The 18,986-nt window shown below is 68.7% G+C and carries 12 protein-coding genes and 3 pseudogenes; 10 read left to right on the top strand and 5 right to left on the bottom strand.

Features of this window, described 5'->3' with window-relative positions; genetic code table 11:
* Positions 1 to 483 precede the first annotated feature (483 nt).
* Positions 484 to 1,368 (top strand): PAS domain-containing protein, encoded by an 885-nt coding sequence (locus tag P0Y41_RS00560; protein ID WP_284062076.1) that lies wholly within the window; start codon positions 484 to 486, stop codon positions 1,366 to 1,368.
* Positions 1,369 to 1,383: 15 nt separating this feature from the next.
* Here P0Y41_RS00560 and P0Y41_RS00555 read toward each other — a convergent pair.
* Positions 1,384 to 2,366 (bottom strand): annotated as a pseudogene (locus P0Y41_RS00555) (transcriptional regulator).
* Positions 2,367 to 2,543: 177 nt separating this feature from the next.
* Between P0Y41_RS00555 and P0Y41_RS00550 the strand changes: the two are divergent.
* Positions 2,544 to 3,932, top strand: a complete 1,389-nt coding sequence (locus tag P0Y41_RS00550) for a tRNA(Ile)(2)-agmatinylcytidine synthase (protein ID WP_284062075.1) — start codon at positions 2,544 to 2,546, stop codon at positions 3,930 to 3,932.
* A gap of 11 nt (positions 3,933 to 3,943) precedes the next feature.
* Here P0Y41_RS00550 and P0Y41_RS00545 read toward each other — a convergent pair whose 3' ends face one another.
* The 4 genes from P0Y41_RS00545 to P0Y41_RS00530 form a co-directional block, all read right to left on the bottom strand.
* Positions 3,944 to 4,477: an NUDIX hydrolase gene (locus P0Y41_RS00545; protein WP_284062074.1), complete on the bottom strand. Its 534-nt coding sequence runs from the start codon at positions 4,475 to 4,477 to the stop codon at positions 3,944 to 3,946.
* Positions 4,478 to 4,517: 40 nt separating this feature from the next.
* Complete coding sequence (locus P0Y41_RS00540) at positions 4,518 to 5,603, bottom strand: pyridoxal-phosphate dependent enzyme (RefSeq protein ID WP_284062073.1); 1,086 nt, start codon at positions 5,601 to 5,603, stop codon at positions 4,518 to 4,520.
* Positions 5,604 to 5,672: 69 nt separating this feature from the next.
* Positions 5,673 to 5,906, bottom strand: coding sequence for a hypothetical protein (locus P0Y41_RS00535; protein ID WP_284062072.1), 234 nt, complete (start codon positions 5,904 to 5,906; stop codon positions 5,673 to 5,675).
* 319 nt (positions 5,907 to 6,225) lie between these two features.
* Positions 6,226 to 7,182: a succinylglutamate desuccinylase/aspartoacylase family protein gene (locus P0Y41_RS00530; protein ID WP_284063433.1), complete on the bottom strand. Its 957-nt coding sequence runs from the start codon at positions 7,180 to 7,182 to the stop codon at positions 6,226 to 6,228.
* A gap of 196 nt (positions 7,183 to 7,378) precedes the next feature.
* Here P0Y41_RS00530 and P0Y41_RS00525 point away from each other — a divergent pair, with 196 nt between their 5' ends.
* The 8 genes and pseudogenes from P0Y41_RS00525 to P0Y41_RS00490 all read left to right on the top strand — a co-directional run bounded on the left by P0Y41_RS00525 (position 7,379) and on the right by P0Y41_RS00490 (position 18,964).
* Entirely contained in the window at positions 7,379 to 8,476 is a 1,098-nt protein-coding gene (locus tag P0Y41_RS00525; protein ID WP_284062071.1) for a M24 family metallopeptidase, read from the top strand.
* 88 nt (positions 8,477 to 8,564) lie between these two features.
* The gene (locus tag P0Y41_RS00520; protein WP_284062070.1) at positions 8,565 to 9,947 is read left to right on the top strand and encodes a DUF7544 domain-containing protein; all 1,383 of its coding nucleotides are present in this window, start codon (positions 8,565 to 8,567) and stop codon (positions 9,945 to 9,947) included.
* 86 nt (positions 9,948 to 10,033) lie between these two features.
* Positions 10,034 to 12,298, top strand: coding sequence for an NADP-dependent malic enzyme (locus tag P0Y41_RS00515; RefSeq protein WP_284062069.1), 2,265 nt, complete (start codon positions 10,034 to 10,036; stop codon positions 12,296 to 12,298).
* 171 nt (positions 12,299 to 12,469) lie between these two features.
* Positions 12,470 to 14,137, top strand: a pseudogene (locus tag P0Y41_RS00510) (ABC transporter substrate-binding protein); the annotation flags it as partial.
* A complete protein-coding gene (locus P0Y41_RS00505) occupies positions 14,135 to 15,127 on the top strand; it encodes an ABC transporter permease (RefSeq protein ID WP_284063432.1) in 993 nt (330 codons plus the stop codon). The pseudogene P0Y41_RS00510 and the gene P0Y41_RS00505, both read left to right, overlap by 3 nt.
* Positions 15,124 to 16,251, top strand: a complete 1,128-nt coding sequence (locus P0Y41_RS00500; protein ID WP_284062068.1) for an ABC transporter permease — start codon at positions 15,124 to 15,126, stop codon at positions 16,249 to 16,251. Before P0Y41_RS00505 ends, P0Y41_RS00500 begins: the two co-directional genes overlap by 4 nt.
* On the top strand, positions 16,196 to 17,479 hold the full coding sequence (locus P0Y41_RS00495) for an ABC transporter ATP-binding protein (RefSeq protein ID WP_284062067.1): 1,284 nt from the start codon (positions 16,196 to 16,198) through the stop codon (positions 17,477 to 17,479). Before P0Y41_RS00500 ends, P0Y41_RS00495 begins: the two co-directional genes overlap by 56 nt.
* Positions 17,472 to 18,964 (top strand): annotated as a pseudogene (locus tag P0Y41_RS00490) (ABC transporter ATP-binding protein). The gene P0Y41_RS00495 and the pseudogene P0Y41_RS00490 overlap by 8 nt, the downstream one beginning before the upstream one ends.
* Positions 18,965 to 18,986 lie beyond the last annotated feature (22 nt).

Below are 18,986 nucleotides of genomic sequence, written 5' to 3'. Positions count from 1 at the left end.
GAGGCGCAGGCTGGACCGAACGGGCGCTGTCTCGACGGCAGGTCCGAAGCCCGCGACAGCCGGCCCATCCGGCCTTTTTCCCAACCGCGAGTGATACGTAGCAGATGTTCCCTCCGATCGATGGCGCCGTGGCGTCCGTTCAGTCGGTCCTCGTCGTGGACGACGATCGACCGATGACGGAGCTGTTGACCGACCGCCTCGACCGCGATCTCGACGGCGCCGAGGTGTCCGGGACGACCGAACCGGCGGACGTCCTCGACGCCGTCGAACGGGGAGCGCGAACTGCATCGTCTCCGATTACGACATGCCGTCGATCGACGGCCTCTCGCTCCTCCGGCGGATCAGGAGATCGACCGGCGCGTTCCGTTCGTCCTGTTCACCGGACGCGGCAGCGAAGAGATCGCGAGCGAAGCCGTCTCCGCCGGCGTCACTGACTACATCCAGAAAGGCGGCACCGAGTCGTTCGCGGTCCTCGCGAACAGCGTGCAACAGGCGCTGTCTCGTCGTCGCGCCGAGCGCGAGCGCGAGGCGGCGCGACGCTCGCTCGCCGCCAAGGAGGCGACCCTCGAATCGCTGTTCGAGTCGACGCCGTCGCCGACCGTCGTCGTGGACTCCGCAGCCCCGAGGACGCCGGTGAGTCAGGTCAACCCGGCGTTCACGCGGCTGTTCGACGTCGACCCGGACCGGGCGATCGGCGCCCCCGTCGACGACGTCGCTCCCGTCGTCGGCGGCGAGGGGATCGACGACCTCACCACCAGCGCGGACCGGCGTCGCGAGGAACTCACGGTTCGGACCGCCGCCGGCGAGCGGGAGTTCCTCGTCACTGTCGTTGCCACTGTCGGCGGCGGCAAGGAACGCTACGTGCTGTTCACCGACATTCACGAACAAAAGCGCGTTCAGCAGTCCCTCGAGGGACTCCACAGCGCGACGCGGGCGATCATGGTCGCAGACAGCGTCGCGGAGGTCGAAGCGCTCGCGCTCTCGGCGGCCGGAGACGTGCTCGGCTTCCCGCACAACGGGACCCGTCGCTACGATCCGGCGACCGACAGGCTCGTGCCGAGCGAAACGACGGCCGCCGCCGAGGACCACTACGAGCGCCCTCGGACCGCGTACGAGCGCGGCGACCCGGACGCGGCCCACGCGTGGCAGGCGTTCGACGAGGAGGAACCGGTGACGGTCTCCAGCCGGTCGGATCTGCAACGTGAGAACGTCGCGAGCAAAGTGTACCTTCCGGTGGGCGAGTGGGGAGTGATCACCCTCTCGGATCCCGATCGCGACGGGATCGACGAGACCGAGGCGCGCCTCGGGAGCATCCTGGCGACGAACACGGCGGCGAGGATATCGATGCTCAGTTCCGGGGGGTCGTGACGGACGGCTGCTGATTCAGGCTTCGGCCGGCTCGTCGGACCGCTCACGGATGAGCTCGCGGATGCGCTCGGGGTCGTCGGCGCGCGACAGCTCGACCATCGTGACGATGGCGGTTCCGTCGACCGTCTCCTCTTTCGGCTCGTCGTCTCCCTCGGTGAAGTAGACGGCGCGCGTGCCGGTGACGCGTCCGAGCGACCCCATCAACTTGGCGCGCTTCTCGGCGGTCCGCGTGAACGGCGAGTGGCCCGTGAGCAGCGTGAACTCCACGCGCGGCTCGGCCTCGTCCTCGCTGACGGCGGTGAACGGCGCGCGCTGGGTCGGATGGACCGCGAAGCCCGCCCGCGAGAGCACGCCGTACACGTGCTCGTCGTCGGGGTCGACCTCGGGTGGTTCCGGGGTGGGATCGGCCTCGCGGACCTCCTCGGCGCCCTCCATCACCTGCACGGGGTCGGAGAACGGGCGATCGAACAGGTCCTCCAGCTGGACCGCGACCTCGACGGAGGCGTTCATCCCGTCTTCGTACTTCGCGACGGTGCGACGGGAGACGCCCAGCTCGTCGGCGAGTCGCCCGAGGCTCCACCCGCGGTCCCGGCGCTCGTCTGCGACCGTGGTGCCGTCGATGTTGACGTACAGCCCGCCGGGAGCGGCGTAGATGAGCGGCGGGACCTCCTCGACGAGCAGATCGTACAGCGTCTCCGGGTGGATCGCCGGGACGCCGTGGCGGAAGTAGACGACGCCGGGCTTGAGGTCCTCGTCGCGCGTGCGCATCCCCACGAGGACCGGGGTCCCCGAGAGGTACTCGCCGAGGCGGCGCATCTCCGCGCCCGTGGCCCGGTCGAACGCGTCGACGTTGCCGAGCACCTTCACGAGGAGGAGGTCCTCCCGCGCCGCGCGGCCACGTCGAAGCTCTTTGGTCGAACCGCACAGCGTTCGCTGACCAGGAAATCCGCGTCTGCCAGCATGGCAGTGACGTTTCCGACCAGCGCCTTCCGCGACATATCCGTATATACGCGACTCACGGTTTAAATGGATTGTGCCGAGAGAGGCGAGTGGCTATCCGACGCCGTCAGCCGGTCGTCCCGGGCCCGCGGCCGATAGAGCTATCAAGCAGGCGACGCCCTCGGCGGCGAACGAGACGCGAAAGGCACAACTCCGGCGACAGTCTCCGACCAGCCGTGACGGTCCTCGGCATCGACGACACCGACTCGCGAACCGCGGGGATGTGCAGCACGTACCTCGCCGCGCTCGTCGCCGAGGGCATCGAAGACGCCGGCGACGCCGTACAGCGACGACTCCTGATCCGACTCAACCCCGCCGTCGAGCACAAGACGCGGGGGAACGCCGCGCTCGCGCTCCACACCGACGCGAGCCCCGAAGCCGCGCTGTCGATCGCGAGCGATCTGATCGAGGAGTACGCCGTCGACGACGATCCGCGCACGTCTCCCGGCGTGGTCGTCGCCGACTGCGAGCCGGGAACCGTACCGGGTCGGGTCGCCGCGTTCGCCCGCGACGCAGTCAGGGAGTTCCACGACCTCGGCGACGCGCTCGCGCTCGCCGACGAAGTCGGCTTCGACCACCGGGGGTGGGGGTACCAGGGCGACGCTGGGGGCGACACGGCTATCGGTGACGACGGTGAGGCCGGGCAGGACCAAAGCGCTGACAGCGCGACCGGCCGCGGCCGGATCGGCGCGCTCGCGGCCGTCGGGGCGTGGCGGGCGTTCGACGACTGGACCTACGAACGCATCTCCTACCGGGAGTTCAACCGGTGCGGCACGCCGCGAATCGTCGATGAGGCGAGCGTGTTCGCGGCGGCCGAGGCCGGCTACCCGGCGGTCTGGGACACCGTCGACCGGGTCGAGCGCGAGGCTGTGTGCGTCCCGAACGCGCCGGGGCCCATCCTCCACGGGATCCGCGGCGACGACCCCGAGGAGGTGGCCCGCGTCGCCACCGATATCGACTCCGAGCCGGTGGAGCGGACCGCGACCTTCCTCACGAACCAGGGGACGGACGCGCACCACCGCGAGAGTCCGCCCGGCGGGCTCCGCGCGCTACGCGACGGGCGCGCCTACCGCGTCGACGCCGCGGTCGCGACGCCGCCGGAGACCCGCCGGGGCGGCCACGTGTTCTTCGGTGTGACGGCCCCCGACGGCGACCCCACCGGCGACGCCAGCGCCAGCGACATCGCCCTGGAGTGCGTCGCTTTCGAGCCCACCAAGCGCTTCCGCGAGCGCGTCCGCGACCTCCGGGTCGGCGATCGACTCACCCTCTGTGGCGAGGTGGGTAACGGGACGCTGAAGCTGGAGAAGTTCGCCGTCCGCGACCTCGTCGAGACGCGGCGGGCGGTGCCGTCGTGTCCCGACTGCGGACGATCGATGAAATCGGCCGGCGCCGGTCAGGGCTACCGCTGTCGCGACTGCGGCACGAGCGAACCGGGGACGGTCCCGGAACCGGTCCGTCGCGACCTCGAACGAGGGTGGTACGAGGTGCCGCCGTGCGCGCGCCGGCACATCAGCAAGCCCCTCGTGCGGGGCGGCTTCGACGCGCCGACGCACCCCGAGCGGTGAGCCGGCGGGGGTCACCGCTCCAGCACCGCGGCCAACAGGTCGCGGTCCCACGGGCTGATCCCGCCGTCGTCGCGGAACGAGTCGAGCGTGTCGAACCGCGCGGCGGTCGTCTCGTCGCGGGCGGTCGGCTCTCCGTCGACCGCGCGACGGTCGACCACGAACCGGATCCCGACGACCGACCGGCTCGGGGAGTCACCCGTCCGGGGCTGGTCCCTCGTGTGGTCCACGGTGAACAGCGTCAGGTCCGCCGGATCGACGTCGACGCCCGTCTCCTCGCGGAGTTCGCGCGCGGCGCCGTCGGCGGGGTGCTCGTCGTGTTCGAGGTTGCCGCCGGGGACGCCCCACAGTCCCCGGTGGGGGTCAACGTCGCGCCTCCCGAGCAGCACCTCGTCGCCGTGGCGGACGACCACGCCCGCGACCGGCTTGCTGTTGCGCCAGACGACGCGGTCGCAGTCGGGACACCGCCTGCGTTCGCGGCCCTCCAGATCGACTCGGTCGAGTTCTGTGCCGCACAGCGGACAGTAGTCGCCGGGAACCGTGATCACCGATCGCCACCCCCGTCGCCTCGCGTCTCGCTTGACGGAATCACGTCTTCAGCCCGCTCCCGGTCAGCGGGACGACTACGTCCTCGTCGCCGGTGAGGACGCCCCGCTCGCGGTACGCTCGGAGCGCCGCGGGGGCGACCGCGCAGGTCGGTTCGACGTAGAAGCCGCGGGCGTGGAGGTCGGCGAGTTCGGCCTCGACGGCGTCGCGCCCGATCGCGATAGCGTCGCCGTCGGTGTCGCCGATCGCGTCGAGGATCTGGTCGCGACGCACTGGCTTCGGAATCTGGATGCCGTCGGCAGCGTCGTTGTCGCCGGCGGCCGCGCGGGCGCCGTGGAGCGCCTCAACGAACGGCGCGGAGCCGGCCGCCTGCGCGCCCAGCAGCCGGGGCAGATCGTCGATCCAGCCCGCCTCTCGCAGCGCGCGAAAGCCGCGGTAGGCGCCGAGGAAGAGCGTCCCGTGGCCCAGCGGGAGCACTACGGCGTCTGGGGCGGTCCAGTCGCGCTGGAGCGCCGTCTCGTAGGCGACCGTCGCGGTTCCCGCGAAGAACGCGGGGTTCCACGCGTGGCTGGCGTACCAGCCGGCGCCCGCCTCGACGGCGCCGACGCACGCGTCCGTCGTGGCCTGCCGCGGTCCCTCGGTCTTCACGGGCGTCGCGCCGGCGCGCCGGATCGCCCGCAGTTTGGTGTCCTTGACCGACGCCGGGACGTAGATCTCGGCGTCGATGCCCGCGCGGGCGGCGTACGTCGCGATCGCGGCGCCGGCGTTGCCTGAGGAGTCTTCGACGAGCGTGTCGACGCCGAGCGCAGCAGCCCGGGAGACGGTCGTCGTCGCGCCGCGGTCCTTGAACGACCCGGTGGGAAACACGTACTCCAACTTGAACTGCGCGTCCCACTCGTCGGCGTCGACGAGCGGCGTCGTCCCCTCGCCGAGCGTGACGAGCGGGGACTCGGGGAGGAACTCACCGAACGACCACAGCCCCGCTCGTGAGTCGAAGGCGGCCGGATCGGGGGCGGGGCCGTCGGGGAGCGGCGGCGATTCGTAGTCGAGCGGGTGCCCGCACTCGCAGCGCCAGCGGTCGGCGTAGGTGGCGCCACAGTCCGCACACCGGAGCGACGGAACGGTCATCGACCGATCGACCGTGGCCGAGCGACCAGTAGGTGACGGTTCGACCCAACGACGGTCGCGACCCGGGCGCTACCGGTCGTCGTCGGTCGACGCGCTCGTTCGAAGGCGGTCGAGTCCGAGGGTCGTGACGAAGAACACGCTCCCGACGTACAGGAGCGTCTGCGGATTCGTGATAAGGGAGTTGCTATACCCGATTACCGTCCCCAAATACCCGAGCAGGGATGCGGTCCAGCCGAACCCCGTGATTCCGGCGACCTGATCCATCGCGTCCCCCGTTAGTAGTCCACGCTGCTTCAGTGACATGAGTTGGTCACGCCCATCATAGGACGTGCTTACCGAGGGACGGTCATGAAGCTGATTTCAGGCTGCCGCGGTATGGTTATCATTCGATGTCTGCTGGGAGTCGAAACATTCCTCGATACCTGCATCGTTGTTCACCAGCGGCTCCGAGCCACGGCGCCTGGGCGACCCGTCAGCGATACCGTCGGCGCCGCGCCAGTAGGAAGCGAGGGCGGGCGGCTCGCTGTGAAGCCAGAACGGACTGAAATCAGACTGCGAACTGTAACCCACTGCCGCGCGAGACTCGATTCACCGATCCCCGACTGAGATGGCTCAGTCGGGGTCAGAACTCGTCGATATCCGTCCCGACCGAGCAGACGTACTCGCCGGTCGCCACCTGCGGGAGGCGCCGGGAGCGCCAGAACACCCCGTCGTTGTCGGCGGTCACGCGTCCTTTGAGCGAGCCGAACGCGTCGGTCACCTCGAACAGCGCCTCGCCGCGGTTGACGCGCTCGCCGAGAGACTTTTCGAAGGTGACGAGTCCGCCCGCGGGCGAGCCGTACTGGTCGAAGCCGGAGGCTCGGGTCTGGACCTCGCGCTCCACGTCGCCGTCGAGAAATCCGTAGTAGCGCAGAACGCGGAACATTCCCTCCAGCCCGACCTGGATGGACTCCTCGTCCCACCCGACCGCACCGCCGAGTTCGGGGTCGATCGTCGGGATGCCCTTGTCAGGGGCTGCCCGCGCGAGCTGACCGTCGGGGCCCTTCTGGTCGAGGACGTAGCCGGTGCCGAACACCTTCGCGAGTTCGAGACACTCCCGGTGGAGTCGGTGGCGGGGGCCACAGCGCACGCGCGTCTCGTTGATCATCCGAGAGGTACGCCCCTGGTGGAGGTCGACGATGAGGTCGGCGCGCTTTGCCGCCTCGAACGTCGCGGCAGCGATGCGTTCGGAGGAGGTGCCGTTGGCGTCGCCGGGGTACGCCCGGTTCATCTTCGTGTCGTCAATCGGATTCCGGTGCTCGGCGACCTGGAATGCGTGGTAGTTCACGATCCCGACGAAGAGGATCTGCCCCGCGATCTCGTCGGGATCGAGCTGCGGGACGAGTCGGTTGATCACGCCGAGTCCGTTCAACTCATCCCCGTCGCTGACTGCTTGCACGTACAGCGTCTTTCCGTCGTCCGCACCGTTCAGCACCGCGACCGGGAGGCCGACGGGCGACCCGTCTCGGGTCTCACCCACTTCGAGCCGGCCGGTGTCGAACTCGCCGGGGGGCACACTCGCGCTCCCGAGCGTCGTCATCATTACGACGTTCTTTCGAGTATCCCCTCTTTAGGGGTTCGGTCCGAACACCGCGTCTCCGTGGTCGGATCGCCGCAGATCGTGAACGCCGGGTATCACGGACGGCGACGGAATCGCGGACGCCGACTGAATCGCGGAACGAGAACGCCGGCCTCGATGTCACCGGATTCAAGCCCGACCGGTCGGACCCGCGAGTATGGTCGACATCGACGAGCGCGAGGAGCGGTTGGAACGGTTTCTCGCCGCGGAGGGGTACGAGGCGGTCTGGTTCGCGCAACCGAACGCGTTCGCGTGGCTCACCGGCGGCGACAACTGGGTCGACGCGAGCGCCGACGTCGGCGACGCCGCCGCCGGCTACCTCGGCGACGGCGAGTGGACGGTCGTCACGAACAACATCGAGGCCGAGCGGATCGCTGCCGAAGAGCTCCCCGCGGAACTGTCGATGTCTGTCGCCGCCGACGACTGGCACGAGGCGTCTCTGGGCGAGTCGGTCGCCGCCCGTTCGCCGACGCCGGCGGCCGCGGACTTCGACGTGCCCGGGCTCGACTCGCTCGACCCGACCCGGCTCCGGGTGCGCCTCGCAGACGACGATCTCGCTGCCTACCGCACCCTCGGCAAGGAGGTAGCGCTCGCCGTCGAGACGGTGTGCCGTGAACTCCAGCCCGGCGACACCGAACACGAGGTCGCCGCGGGCCTCCGAATTTCGCTGGCCGGCCGGAACATCGACGCACCGGTCGTCCTCGTCGGTGGGAGCGACCGTGCGCCCGAGTACCGTCATCCGACGCCGACGGACGCCGCGCTCGGGGACTACGCACTCGTCATCGTCACCGCGCGGCGGGGCGGCCTCCACGCCTCCTGCACCCGGACCGTCGCGTTCGACCCGCCCGAGTGGCTCGACGAGCGCCACCGCGCGGCCCAGCGCGTCGAGACCCGGGCGCTGGCGGCGACGCGGGAAGCCGCCGGCCGCGACGGCGGCACCGCCGGAGACGTGTTCGCGGCGATCCGCGACGCCTACGCCGAGTCCGGCCACGAGGGCGAGTGGCGAAAACACCACCAAGGCGGCGCGACGGGGTACGCCGGCCGCGAGTGGTTCGCGACGCCGAACAGCGACGCACCGATCGCGAGCGAGGCCGCATACGCGTGGAACCCGACCGTCTGTGGCGCGAAAAGCGAGGATACCGCCTACGTCACTGCCGACGCCGTCGAGGTGCTCACCGACTCTGGACGATGGCCGACCGACACCGTCGAGGCGGGCGGACTCACAGTGGAGCGACCCGCGATCAGAGAGCAGTAGCGGCGATCGCGCCGCGATGTCTCCGTCGACGACATCGAGTCGTCGACTGAAGAACAACTTTCTTTGTGTGCCACTTTGACAACCGGACATGAGTTGGCACGGCGTCGACGCGGTCGACGACGCGATCGACGTGACCCGCGAGTTCCTCTTTCCCTTCAGCCTCGGACGATGGATCAGAATGGTGATCGTGAGCCTCTTCACCGGCGGCGGCGGCGCCGGCGGACAGGTCGCGAGCAACGCCGGCAACCTCGGCGCTCGTCTCGCCGGAGCCGGCGGGTTCTCCGGGCCGTCCGGCGGGGCGAGCGCGGTTGCGGCGCTGTTGGTCGCGATACCGGCTCTCTCGTTCGGGGCGGCCTCCCTCGGCGATCCCACTCTCCAACTCGGCGGGGTCCCCCAGGCGGGCGCGGTCGGCCTGGTGGGGATTGTCCTCGCCGTCGTGGTCGTCGCGGTCGCGCTGCTGGCAATATTGCTGTCACCGGTGTTCGAGTTCGTGCTCGTCGACGCCATCGCGCGCGACGACCTCCGACTCCTGCGGGACATCGGTACCCACCTGACGAACGGGCTCCGACTGCTCGGCTTCCGGATCGGACTCGCGGCGGCGTTCATCATTCCGCCCGCCGCGATTATTACGGCGCTCGTCCTGAGCGGAACGAGCGCGGAGTCGCTGGCGGGTCGCCCGCTCGTCATCGCTGCTGTGGCGCTCGTCGCGATCGGCTACGTGATCGTCTACGCGTTTGTCGACCGCTTCACCGTCGAGTTCGTCGTCCCGGCGATGGTCGCCGACGGCGGCGGTGTCATCGACGGCTGGCGCCGCGTGTGGCCGCGGTTGCGGAGCCAGCCCGGACAGACACTCGTCTATATCGTGATGCACCTGCTCGTCGGGATCGGCCTCTCGATCGTCTCGTTCGTGCTGTTTCTCGTCGGCGCGCTCGTCATCGGCCTCCTCGCCGCCGGGATCGGGTTCGCGGTGGGGACGGTCACCAGCGGCGCCGCGACGACGGATCTGGGGATCAGCCTCGGCGTCCTCGCCGGACTCGTCGTCGGGGTTCCACTGCTCGTCATCCTCGTTCTGCTTCCGATCCAGGTGCTCACGCTCACGTACCGGCGGTCGTACGAGCTCGCCGCCCTCGGTCGGTTCGGGGAGAGCCTCGACCTCATCGGACGCTACCGCGACGACGGCGAAAGCGGCGACGTCGCGGCCGAACTCCGCGGGGGAGACGACGGGCCCGACGCCGGCACACAGTCGGTCGACTCCGAGGCGACGGCCGACAGTGACGACGAGGAGTTCGGCGGATTCGTCCCGGCGTCGTCCGAGGTGGCAGCGGAATCGGACGCCGGCGACGACGAGGCCGGCGACGCCGCTAGCGACCCGATCGGCACCGACCGCGACGCTCCGGCGGACGACGACGGAACGTTCCGCGACCGCGACGGCGCCGACTCGAACAATCCCGATTCCGACGAGCGAAGCTAACTCGGGAACGAGTAGCGGATTCGCGTTCTCCGGCGATCGGTGTGTCGGCTCGGTAGGTTTTTCCCCGATCCTGCGGTCGCCACGGTATGGGACTAGACGACGACGCACGGGAGTACCACCGATCCGAACCTCCCGGGAAGATCGAGATCTCGACGACGAAGCCGACGAACACGCAGCGCGACCTCTCGCTCGCGTACTCACCCGGGGTCGCGGCACCGTGCCGCGACATCGACGAAGACCCCGATCGCGCGTTCGAGTACACCGCGAAGGGGAACATGGTGGGCGTCGTGTCCAACGGGTCGGCCGTGCTCGGCCTCGGCGACATCGGCGCGCAGGCCTCAAAGCCCGTCATGGAGGGCAAGGGCGTGCTGTTCAAGCGATTCGCCGACATCGACGTCTTCGACATCGAGCTCGACGAGGACGACCCCGACGAGATCGTTCGATCGGTCGCGGCGATGGAGCCGACGTTCGGCGGGATCAACCTCGAGGACATCAAGGCGCCCGAGTGCTTCGAGATCGAGGAGCGCCTCCGGGAGAAGATGGACATCCCCGTGTTCCACGACGACCAGCACGGGACGGCGATCATCTCCGGGGCCGGCCTGATCAACGCCGCCGAGATCGTCGACAAGGATCTCGCAGACCTCGATATCGTCTTCTCGGGCGCCGGCGCGTCCGCTATCGCGAGCGCGAAGTTCTACGTCTCGCTGGGCGCGGACCCCACCAACATCACGATGTGCGACTCCTCGGGGATCATCACCGAGGAGCGCGCGGCGGCGGGCGACGTGAACGACTACAAGGCGCAGTTCGCCAGCGAGGGAGACGGGGGCGACCTTGCTGACGCGATCGAGGGCGCCGACGTGTTCGTCGGCCTCTCGGTCGGCGGGATCGTCAGCCAGGAGATGGTGCGGTCGATGGCCGACGACCCGGTCATCTTCGCGATGGCGAACCCGGACCCCGAGATCACCTACGACGACGCCAAGAAAGCGCGCGACGACACCGTCATCATGGGGACGGGGCGGTCGGATTACCCCAACCAGGTCAACAACGTCCTCGGGTTCCCGTTCCTCTTCCGCGGCGCGCTCGACGTGCGCGCGACCGACATCAACGAGGAGATGAAGCGCGCGGCCGCCGAGGCGCTCGCGGAGTTGGCTCGCCAAGACGTCCCGGACGCGGTCGTGAAGGCATACGGCGACCAGCCGCTGCAGTTCGGGCCCGAATACGTGATCCCGAAGCCACTGGACCCGCGTGTCCTCTTCGAGGTCGCCCCGTCAGTTGCCGAGGCGGCGATGGAGTCCGGCGTCGCCCGCACGGACGTCGACATCGACGAGTACGCCGAGCAGCTGGAGGCCCGCCTGGGGAAGAGCCGCGAGATGATGCGCGTCGTCCTCAACAAGGCCCGCTCGGCGCCGAAACGCGTCGCGCTCGCCGAGGGGACCGACGAAAAGATGATCCGCGCGGCCTACCAGATGGCCGAACAGGGGATCGCCGACCCCGTCCTGTTGGGCGACCGTGACACCATCGAGTCCACCACGGCGCATCTCGGCCTGGACTTCGACCCGCCGGTGGTCGACCCCGACGAGGATGGAAAGGCCGACGAATACGCCGACCGGCTCCACGAACTCCGCAAGCGCAAGGGGGTCACCCGATCGGAGGCGGCCGAACTGATCCGCCGGGACACGAACTTCTTCGGCAGCGTGATGGTCGAGCGCGACGACGCCGACGCGCTCCTCACGGGGCTGACGCACCACTACCCGAGCGCGCTTCGACCGCCGCTCCAAGTCATCGGCACCGCCGAAGACGCCGAGTACGTCGCGGGCGTATACATGCTCACGTTCAAGAACCGCGTCGTGTTCTGCGCCGACACCACGGTGAACCAGGCGCCCGACGCCGAGGTGCTCGCGGAGGTGACGAAACACACCGCGAAGCTCGCTCGCCGGTTCAACGTCGAGCCGCGCGCGGCGATGCTGTCGTACTCCAACTTCGGGTCGGTTGATAACCCCGGGACGCGGAAACCCCGCGAGGCGGTCGACCTGCTCCACGACGACCCCGAGGTCGATTTCCCGGTCGACGGGGAGATGCAGGCCGACACCGCCGTCGTCGAGGACATTCTCGAGGACACGTACGACTTCTCGACGCTCGACGGTCCCGCGAACGTGCTCGTGTTCCCGAACCTCGAAGCCGGGAACATCGGCTACAAGCTGCTCCAGCGCCTCGGCGGCGCGGAGGCGATCGGCCCGATGCTCGTCGGGATGGACCAGCCCGTCCACGTAATGCAGCGGGGAGACGAGGTCAAGGACATCGTCAACCTCGCGGGGGTCGCTGTCGTTGACGCGCAAGACGAGGACGAGTAATCGGATCGCCCGGTGACATCGCCCCGCGGAAGGTCCGATTCGACGGGGGGCCCGGATTTCGGAGCGACGAGGACGCGGTAAGCGAGGCCGCCAGCGGCGTCATCTCAGGCGTCTGTTGGTGTGCGACACCGTACCCCAGCATATAAGAGGTCGTCTCACATCGTTCCGGGCATGTCTGATCAAGACACGAGCAGGCGACGGTTCCTCCAAGCGGCGGGTTCGGCGACGGCGGCGGTTGCGCTCGCCGGTTGTTCCGGCAACGGCGGCGAGTCGACGCCGACCGACGACTCGACGGACATGGGCGGCGGCGACGAGACAGAGACGACGAGCCAGCCCGAGGAGACGACCGAGCGCCCCGAGCCGGACACTCGCGACGGGTACCTCCAGCGGGCGAACCGCCACTGCCACGAGCAGGCGCCGTGGGTGTTCCTCAACCGCCAGTACTCCGTGTACGGGCAGTCCTCCGACATCGAGTGGCAGCCACGTACCGACGAGCGGGTCGCTGCCTACGCGATCGAGCCGGCGACGGACTCCGGCGACGACGTCGTGATGACCCAGTCGCAGATGGACTCCGGGCTCGACCCGCAGGACCACCGCGAGACGCCGACCGACAACATCGTCCTGCAGGCGTACGAGGGGCTCCTCGAACGCGACGCCGAGGGCGCCATCGTCGAGACGCTCGCCACCGACTACCAGCGCCTCGACGAGACCACGGTGCAGTTCACCGTCCGCGACAACGTCTCGTTCCACTCGGGCGACTCGCTGACGCCGGAGGACGTCGCCTTCTCGATCAACCGGATCGTCCAGTCGGACGTCGGCGGTCTCGAGTCGCCGCAGGTCGACCAGCTCATCGGCGTCGAGGGCGCCGAGGTCGCCTCCACCGACGACCGCACGGTGAACGTGAACCTCTCCGGACTCAACCCGATCGTGTTCGCGTCGTTCGCGACCTACTGCGACGTGATGAACAAGTCGTGGGTCGAGAGCAACGACAGCGCGTACATCAACCAGAACATGGAGGGGACGGGGCCGTTCGTCCTCTCGAACTACGAGCAGGGCGTCGAGGTCGCGTTCCAGCGCAACAACGACTACTGGGACGACGAGGCGGCCATCTCGACGTTCACGATCAACTCCGCATCCGAGTCCTCGACGCGCGTGAATCGTCTCCTCAGCGACGAGACCGACATCGCGGTCAACGTTCCGCCCCAGGAAGTCTCCCGGGTCGAGAACAGCGATAACGCGTCGATATCGGCGGTGCCGTCGACGCGAGTCCTGTTCAACGCGATGCGGTACGACGTCGAGCCGTTCGACTCGCCGGAGTTCCGTCGGGCGATCAACTACGCCATCGATCTCGACTCCATCGTCGAGAACGTGCTGCAGACGTTCGGTTCGGCGACCGGCCAGCCGACGCTCGAGGGCTTCTTCGGCCACAACGGCGATCTCGATCCATATCCGCGCGACCTCGACCAGGCCGAACAGCTCGTCGAGGAGTCCGGCTACGCGGGCGCCGAGATCGAACTCGTCACGCCGATCGGTCGGTACCTGCGTGACGTCGAGATCGCACAGGCGGTCGCCTCGCAGGTCGACGAGCTGCCGAACGTTTCCGCGACCGCGCGCCAGGTCGAGTTCTCGACGCTCGTCAGCCAAGTCACCACGGGCAACATCGAGGACAAGCCCCCCTGGTACCTGCTCGGCTGGGGGAACGCGACGTTCGACGCGATCCAGACGATCCAGCCGCTCCTCGCGAGCGACGGGGCGTTGACCTCGTACGCGAACGACGAACTGGACCGTCTGCTCGACGAAGCCCAGAGCCTCCCGAGCGAGAGCAACCAGGCCGTCATGGGCTACGGTCGATTTCTTCTGAAACGCGGCGTGCAGGGCGTCGGTGTAGTCTGGGGAGTCGTGACTGTCGTGTTTATCCTGCGGTTCATCACCCCGGGATCGCCGATCGACACGGTGGCGCCGCTCGATGCCAGCCAGGAGACGCGACAGCGAATCGCCGAGGAGTTGGGGCTGAACCAGCCGCTGTACATCCAGTATCTAGACTACCTCTGGGAGCTCCTGCAGGGCAACATGGGCTACTCGTACATCTCGAGCATCCCGGCTTCGGTCCAGGTGTTCCAGAAGCTCCCGGCGACGCTGGAGCTCGCGGTCGCAGCGAGCGTCGTCGCGGTCGTCCTCTCGATCCCGCTGGGTGTCATCTCGGCGACGCGGCGTCACGAACCGGCCGACTACGCCGCCACGTCGTTTTCGCTCCTGGGAATCTCGACGCCGAACTTCTGGCTCGGTATCATGCTCGTGCTGGTGTTCGCAGTGGAGCTCGACGTGTTCCCGACCAGCGGTCGCGCGTACGGCTTCATGGACTCGCTGGCGGCGATCACGGGCCCGGAGCCGTTTTTCGCCGTCGTGACCGCATGGATCGCCTCGCTGGTGTTGCCGGCGATCACGCTGGGAACGTACTTCACGGCGCTCATCACGCGGCTCGTGCGGTCGGGCATGCTCGACGAGCTGTCCGCGGGGTACGTTCGCGCGACGCGCGCAAAAGGGCTCCCGGAGACGCTCGTCCGCTACAAACACGTCCTCCGAAACACGCTTGTTCCGGTGGTGACCGTCCTCGGGCTCCAGCTCGGGACGCTCATCGGTGGGGCGGTGATCACGGAGGCCGTCTTCGCGTGGCCGGGGCTCGGCACGGAGATCATCCGCGCGATCAACGCGCGGGACTGGCCGATACTGCAGGGCAGCCTCATCGTCATCGGGACGGGGTTCGTCCTGTTGAACATCGTCGTCGACGCACTGTACGCGTACCTCGACCCGCGGGTGATGGCTGAATGAAGATCGGACCGATCTCGATCTCGCCGCGTACCATCCGCAACCTCCGCAAGGAGTTCCGGTCCTCCGGGCTCGCGCGGATCGGCGTGGTATTGGTGGTCGTGATCGTGCTCGCGGCTGCGCTCGCGCCGATGATCGCCCCGCACAACCCCCGCACGCAGAACCTCGATCGGTCGCAGCTTCCCCCGCTGGGGTTCACTGACACCGAGCAGCAGACCCGTACGGAGATGGTCAACGGGAGCGTCCAGACGGTGACCGAGAACGTCACCGTGAACGCGACCGTCCAGCATCCCCTCGGGACGAACTCGCTGGGGCAGGACATCCTCTCGCGGGCGATATACGGCGCCCGAACCTCGCTGCTCGTCGGGCTGTTCGGAACGATATTGGCGGCAGTGTTGGGCGTCACCGTCGGACTGACCGCCGGCTACTACCGCGGCCGGATCGACGACGCGCTGATGCGCACGGCCGACGTGTCGCTGGCGTTCCCGTCGCTCGTGCTCGCGATCGCGTTGATCGGGCTGTTCAGCCGCTTCCAGGCGGACGTGGCGGTCGCGATCACGGACCCACTCGTCACCACGGGTGTGGCTGGGTCGTTCCGGGACGCCGTCGGGCTCCCGACGCCGATGCCCGACACGTTCGTGTTGCCGACGGTCGTCATCCTGGTCGTCGGGTTCGTCAACTGGGTGTGGTTCGCCCGCATCGCGCGCGGCGGAGCGCTCTCGATCCGTGAGGAGGAGTACGTGAAGGCCGCGCAGGCGCTCGGCGCCAGCGACGCGCGAGTCGTGTTCCGGCACGTCCTGCCGAACGCGATTACGCCGATCCTCGTGCTCGCGACCATCCAGGTCGCCGCGATCATCCTGCTTGAATCGGCCCTGTCGTTCCTCGGCTTCTCGGGAACGACGCTCTCGTGGGGATTCGACATTGCGCAAGGACGTGGCTACCTCTCGTCGTCGTGGTGGATCGCAACCGTGCCCGGGATCGCGATCGTGCTCTCGGTCATCGGCATCAATCTCGTTGGGGACTGGCTCCGCGACGCGCTCGATCCGGGTATCGAGGGCGAGGGGGATGTAGATGAGCGAATCCGTTCCCCCGTCGTCGACCGCTGGCGACGCCGCAGACGAGCGTGACGCCACCGAGGGTCACGGTGCCCCGGAAGGCCACGCAGACGACGTGCTCCGGGTCCGCGACCTCTCGACGCGCTTTTTCACCGAGGAGGGGCAGATCAACGCCGTCGAGTCGGTCGACTTCACCGTCCGCGATGGCGAGGTGTTCGGCATCGTCGGAGAGTCCGGCTCCGGGAAGTCCGTGACCGCGCTGTCGCTCATCGACCTCGTGGACTCGCCCGGCCGGGTCACCTCGGGCGAGGTGTGGTACCGCGACGGCGACCTCGCCGACGAGTTCCGCGAGAAACTGCCCGAGGCCGTCGACGGCGAGTTCGTCGACACGCTGCGACTCCCCGAAGGCGTCCGCCGCGCGCTGCGTGGCCCCGCGTTCTCGATGGTGTTCCAGGACCCGATGTCCTCGTTGAATCCGTCGATCACCGTCGGCGAACAGATCGCCGAGGCCGTCGAGGTACAGCGGCGCGCCCGCGCGAACCCGCGAAGCACGCGCTCGCGGACGCAGGGGTACGGCATGGGACGGCTCATCGCCGACACCCTGCTCCCGAACAGGGGGTACACCTCCGAATCGAGCATGAACCGCGCGATCGAACTGCTGGAACAGGTGGGCATTCCCGACCCCGCCGAGCGCGCCCACGAGTACCCCCACCAGTTCTCGGGTGGAATGCTCCAGCGCGCCATGATCGCGCAGGCGCTGGCAGGCGAACCAGACGTGTTGATCGCCGACGAACCGACGACCGCGCTCGACGTGACGATCCAGGCGCAGATCCTCAATCTCCTGCGCGACCTGCAGGAGGAGCAGGACACCTCCGTCGTGATGATCACCCACGATCTTGGTGTCATCGCGCGGATGTGCAACCGCGTCGGCGTGATGTACGCCGGCCAGATCGTCGAGCGGGGGACGCTCGCTGACGTGTTCGAGTCGCCCGTCCACCCGTACACGGAGGGGCTCATCGGGTCGATCCCGGACCTCGACGACCCCGCGCCGCGTCTCCAGCCGATCGAGGGGAACGTCCCCTCGCTGCTGGACGAGGAGATGGGCGGCCGGTGTTTCTTCGCCGACCGGTGTCCGAAGGCGATGTCCGATTGCCTGCAGGACATCCCGGAGTACGATGCCGAACCGGGGACCGACGACCACGCCGTGCGATGCGTGCTCGCCGAGCGCGAGTACAGCGAGGCGGACGCGCTCGCGCCCGACCACTTCGACCGCAACGAGGAGGTGCGCGGCGATGAGTGAGTCGACGCCCGCCGCAGACGACGATCGTGCCGTCGACCGCGCGGCAGGCGGCGGATCGGACGCGACCGAACCGCTGCTTGAGGTCCGTGACCTGCGGAAGTACTACTACGAGAACGACTCGCTGTTCGACAGGCTCCTCGGCCGAGAGCCGACCAGCGTGAAGGCCGTCGACGGCGTCGACTTGGAGGTGTACCCCGGCGAAACGCTGGGGGTCGTCGGAGAGTCCGGCTGCGGGAAATCCACCACGGGCGAGACGCTCCTCCGGCTGCGTGATGCCACAGACGGAACGGTCCGGTTCGACGGCGAGGACGTCATGGCGATGTCCGGCGACGAGCTGACGCGCTTCCGCAAGCGCGCGGGCATCGTCTTCCAAGACCCGTTCTCGAGCCTCGACCCGCGGATGACCGTCGGCGACATCGTCAGCGAGGGGCTGAAGATCCACAACCTCCCCGAGGAGTCTCCCGACGACGACCGCTCCAAGCGGGAGTGGCGTCGCGACCGCGCGAAGGAACTGCTCGAACGCGTCGGCCTCTCGGCTGACCAGATCGACCGCTACCCGCACGAGTTCTCGGGCGGGCAACGCCAACGCGTCGGGATCGCCCGCGCGCTCGCGCTCGATCCTGAGTTCATCGTGCTCGACGAGCCGGTGTCCGCGCTCGACGTGAGCGTCCAGGCGCAGATCCTGAACCTCTTGGAGGACCTGCAAGCGGAGTTCGGCCTCACGTACCTGTTCATCGCACACGACCTCAGCGTCGTCCGACACATCTGCGACCGCGTCGCCGTGATGTACCTCGGCGAGGTGGTCGAAACAGGTCCCACCGACGACATCTTCGAATCGCCGAAACACCCCTACACCGAGGCGCTACTGGAGTCGGTCCCGCGTGCGTCCGTCGAGGAACAGGGCCGGCGTGTCGACGCACTCCCCGGCGACGTTCCGTCGCCACGGGATCCCCGTCCGGCTGTCACTTCCGGACGCGCTGCCCGAAGGTCATCCAACCGGCGACTATCGACATCCCACAAGAGCAGTACCGGGGCGTGATGAATCTCCGCGACAGGCTCGAACGCCAGGGATTCACGGCGGAGTCGGTCTGGGAGACCCTCGAAAGCGAGCACGACGGCGACGACTTCGAACGGGACACCGTCGCGTTCAAGGAGGCGATGCGCGATGAGTTCGACCTCGCGGGCCTCTCGGGCGCGACGATGGACACCGTCGAGGACGCCCTCGAGATCCTCGCGAACGGCCGCGAGGCGGAGGCGGCCGAGCGACTCGAAGCCGGGTTCGCGTCCCCCTGTGAGGAGGACGAGCCGATGTTGACCGGCGGCGAACACGCCGCCGCCTGCCACCTCTTCGCGGACGAGGAGTACGACCGCGACCTCGACCCCGACGACATCGGGAACGCGATGGGCGGAGTCGGCGTGCCGAACGCGTCGGGCGCTGCCGACCGTGACGGCGCTGACGCTGCGGACCCTGACGACGGGCGGTAACCCGTTCGCCCGTCCGACCGCT

Source organism: Halobaculum halobium (assembly GCF_030127145.1).
Taxonomy (GTDB): domain Archaea; phylum Halobacteriota; class Halobacteria; order Halobacteriales; family Haloferacaceae; genus Halobaculum; species Halobaculum halobium.
This window is presented reverse-complemented; position numbering and strand designations above follow the sequence as displayed.

What these genes read in the sequence shown, in the direction of transcription:
- P0Y41_RS00540 (WP_284062073.1), bottom strand. Translation starts at nt 5,603, where the DNA reads ATGACCGTTCCGTCGCTCCGGTGTGCGGACTGTGGCGCCACCTACGCC.
- P0Y41_RS00535 (WP_284062072.1), bottom strand. Translation starts at nt 5,906, where the DNA reads ATGTCACTGAAGCAGCGTGGACTACTAACGGGGGACGCGATGGATCAG.
- P0Y41_RS00530 (WP_284063433.1), bottom strand. Translation starts at nt 7,182, where the DNA reads ATGACGACGCTCGGGAGCGCGAGTGTGCCCCCCGGCGAGTTCGACACC.
- P0Y41_RS00525 (WP_284062071.1), top strand. Translation starts at nt 7,379, where the DNA reads ATGGTCGACATCGACGAGCGCGAGGAGCGGTTGGAACGGTTTCTCGCC.
- P0Y41_RS00520 (WP_284062070.1), top strand. Translation starts at nt 8,565, where the DNA reads ATGAGTTGGCACGGCGTCGACGCGGTCGACGACGCGATCGACGTGACC.
- P0Y41_RS00515 (WP_284062069.1), top strand. Translation starts at nt 10,034, where the DNA reads ATGGGACTAGACGACGACGCACGGGAGTACCACCGATCCGAACCTCCC.
- P0Y41_RS00505 (WP_284063432.1), top strand. Translation starts at nt 14,135, where the DNA reads ATGGGCTACGGTCGATTTCTTCTGAAACGCGGCGTGCAGGGCGTCGGT.
- P0Y41_RS00500 (WP_284062068.1), top strand. Translation starts at nt 15,124, where the DNA reads ATGAAGATCGGACCGATCTCGATCTCGCCGCGTACCATCCGCAACCTC.
- P0Y41_RS00495 (WP_284062067.1), top strand. Translation starts at nt 16,196, where the DNA reads ATGAGCGAATCCGTTCCCCCGTCGTCGACCGCTGGCGACGCCGCAGAC.